Source organism: Candidatus Oleimmundimicrobium sp., from assembly GCF_030651595.1.
Lineage (GTDB): Bacteria > Actinomycetota > Aquicultoria > UBA3085 > Oleimmundimicrobiaceae > JAUSCH01.
In genome coordinates, this window is record NZ_JAUSCH010000001.1 from 1 (window position 1) to 3,257 (window position 3,257).

The following is a 3,257-nucleotide window of genomic DNA, read 5'->3' on the forward strand; positions in this document are numbered from 1 at the left end:
GCCATGCTCACATATATAAAATATGCTCCTAAAACCAAACTTAAAAAACTTGATACTCTACCTATAGAAACTAAAACAAGATGGACGAAAAAATAGGAAAAAGCCACGATTGTAACGGTCAAAATTAATCCACCTAAATACTCCAATTTATCTTTAAAAAAACACCTCAAAATATCTTCGGCCTTGGTAATTAAAAAGCCAATCAACCTCACGGGATGAGGCAAAAAAGCCGGATCCGCTATCGTCATATCGAGAATAAACGCGATTAAAACCTGCAAAACAATTTCATTCATTAAATCCCCGCCAATTCAAATATCTTTTTAATTTCCAGGCTCTCGCTTAAAATTTGAGCCCAACGCTCAAAGCTCTTCTCTCGAAAGTCAACACTATCAATAGCTTTACTTTTCAAAGGAGGTAGCTTTTTTCTTACTCGAAGATTATTAATAAACGCTCTTCTTATGTCTTTGTTGATAAATAAATCATGGATATAAGTGCCAAAAGCCAGTTCGCTTGAGCTCACTGCTCCATCACCGATATCCTCCTTTTGCGCTCTACTGCAAAGCGATAAAACGGGTGTCCCCTTTAAAAGCTTCGTCCTTCCGGAGTGAATTTCATAACCATCAAATTTATGTCCTTCTGTCCCCGGAAAAAGTTTCAGTGGTCGCATAAAATGTGCCTCTACTTGCTTCGTAATTTTTTCCTTTGAGAAATAAGTAACCGTGGGCAAAAGCCCTAAACCTTCAATCTCTTTGTTCTTTGACTCTAAACCCTCAGAATCGTATAGCTTTTCTCCTAACATTTGATAGCCACCGCAAATTCCAATTACAGGAACACCTGAATTATTTAGTTCCTTAATTTTTTCAATGAAACCATTTGCTCGAAGCCACATTAAATCTTCAACGGTACTCTTGCTACCTGGAATTATTACCGCATCAGCATTTTTAAGCTCACTTTCTAAGCTCACATACCTTATTTTTACCCCATTCTCTCTTGTCAAATAATCAAAGTCGGTAAAATTTGAGATATGGGGCAACCTTATGACAGCAATATCAATTTCGGCAGTTTTGTCTCCCATTTCTAAAACGGGTATCGAATCTTCCTCTTGAATTCCTAAATCGCGAACATAGGGAATAACTCCCAAAACAGGTTTACCTGTGTCTGTTTCCAAAAAATCCAAGGCAGGTTCAAGAAGCTCCCTGTCCCCCCTAAATTTGTTAATCACCAGCCCCATAATAAGCTCTCGTTCTTCTGATTCGATTAAGTTAAGTGTTCCTACAATTGAGGCAAGCGCTCCACCTTTATCAATGTCGGCAACGAGCAAAACCGGAGCTTCAGCGGCTTTTGCTATTGCCATATTAACTATGTCAAAATCACGCAAATTTACCTCAGCGGGGCTTCCCGCCCCTTCGATTACAATAACGTCATATTCTGACATTACTCTTTTAAGAGAAGTCATCATCGCCCCCCATGCTTCATCCCTAAATTTCTTGTGATACTCCTGAGCCGTCATATCACCAACCGGTTTCCCGTGGACAATGACTTGAGTTTTATAATCCTTCTTAGGTTTTAAAAGAATCGGATTCATATCCACAGTCGGTTCTACACATGCGGCTTGAGCTTGAACAGCTTGAGCCCGGCCAATCTCGCCCCCGTCTTTAGTGACAAATGAATTTAAGGCCATATTTTGTGATTTATACGGCGCGACTTTATACCCTCTATTTGAAAAAATCCTGCACAATCCGGTAACCAACAAGCTTTTGCCGACACCCGAAGCTGTCCCCTGAACCATTATCGTTTTAGCTGCCATTTTTACACTCCATTAGTCATTAGTCGGTAGCCAATAGTCTATCGATACCTCCGCATATTCGTCATTGCCGTGCCTCCCGCCGTGCCCGCCGCTGGCGGGGCAGGCAGGCGGGCTTCTTGACTGCCTTTTTATGAGATTGCCGCGCTCCGCTCGCATCTATGAAAAGGCCTGTCAATATTAATTTGTTTTTTCTCCCTCTCGGTTGAAGCTATGCTAATATGCATCTATTCGTGCGTGAATCTCACGCTACAATTTAAAAATTTATCAGAAGCTCCCTAATCAATGACAAAGAGTCTACTAAGAGACTATGCGAGCGAAAGGGAGCTTGTCTTCTGTGAGCGCGCTTTCTGTATAGTTACACCTTCCTTGTATTCTTGGCTATAGGTTAGTATTTTGAAGACTGCCTCAGCTAGTCTTCTGGCTATGGCCATTTTAGCCTTGGATGAACCTTTCCTTCCCTTTATCCTAGTATATTTGGCAAGAAGAATAGGTGATTTTCTTACGGCAGGAATTGCTGCTTCAACCAGTGCCCACTGAAGATACTTATTCCTATCTTTTGACCTCTTGTAACAAGTTTTCCCTGCACTTGAACTTATTCCTGGAACCAGCCCTGAGTAGGAGGCAAGATTTTTATGTGAAGGAAACCTTTCTATAGTCCCAATTTCTGTTGCAATAAGGTATGAGGTTATTTTCCCAATTCCCGGGATGGTTTGAAGTAATCTCATTTGGTTGGTTTCTTTAACTGTTTCGGCAATAACCTTATCTAATTGTTTTATCTCTCGATTTAAGCTTTCAATCATCTCTAAGTATTTAAAGACAATTGTTTTGGCTGGTTCTTTCCAGTCTAGGTTCTTTACATATCTGGTCCCGGATACGCCAAAGGCATCGCTTAGAGGCACCTCAAAACCATATCTGGCCATAAAAGCTGAGATTTTGTTCTTAAGAGAGGTTCTTATCTTAACCAGAGTAAACCTGTGCCTTAAGATATCTTTCCTATCTCTTTCTTTCTTGGTAGAAACGTAGATTTCAGGAATAAGATCGGCTCTAAGTAAACAAGCTAACGTTTTTGCGTCTACTTTGTCTGTTTTTACTTTAGCAGAAGAGATAGCTTTGGTTTGCTTAGGATTGGCCAGTTTCACTTCTCCCACATAGTCTTTTAAGATATCATAGGTAAACATCCAGTTGTAGGTGGATTCTACTGTTGCTATGGCATCTTCTTTGAATTGTGAGAAGTACTCTTTGAGAGCTTCCCGTTCTGTTTTTACTACTTTCTCTTCCACTATGTTTCCTTCCTTATCTTGAACATTAACAAAGCAGTACTTCTTGTGAGAATCAACTCCTAAAAAAATGTTATAATCGTTCATGAGGCCACAACTCCTTTCTTAAGGTTTGTTTTTTGGTAATAAACATTTTACCTTAAGCGGTGTGGCCTTTTCATCTTATCAATGAC

Annotated in this window: 3 protein-coding genes; all 3 read right to left on the reverse strand. The window is 40.1% G+C overall.

What is annotated here, in order from left to right; translation table 11 throughout:
- Positions 1-293: cobalamin biosynthesis protein (locus Q7U95_RS00005; RefSeq protein WP_308751216.1), on the reverse strand; the 293-nt coding region annotated here is incomplete at its 3' end.
- Positions 293-1,807: a cobyric acid synthase gene (locus Q7U95_RS00010; RefSeq protein WP_308751217.1), complete on the reverse strand. Its 1,515-nt coding sequence runs from the start codon at positions 1,805-1,807 to the stop codon at positions 293-295. The genes Q7U95_RS00005 and Q7U95_RS00010, both read right to left, overlap by 1 nt.
- A 305-nt stretch (positions 1,808-2,112) precedes the next feature.
- The gene (locus Q7U95_RS00015; RefSeq protein ID WP_308751218.1) at positions 2,113-3,171 is read right to left on the reverse strand and encodes an IS110 family transposase; all 1,059 of its coding nucleotides are present in this window, start codon (positions 3,169-3,171) and stop codon (positions 2,113-2,115) included.
- Positions 3,172-3,257: the final 86 nt, after the last annotated feature.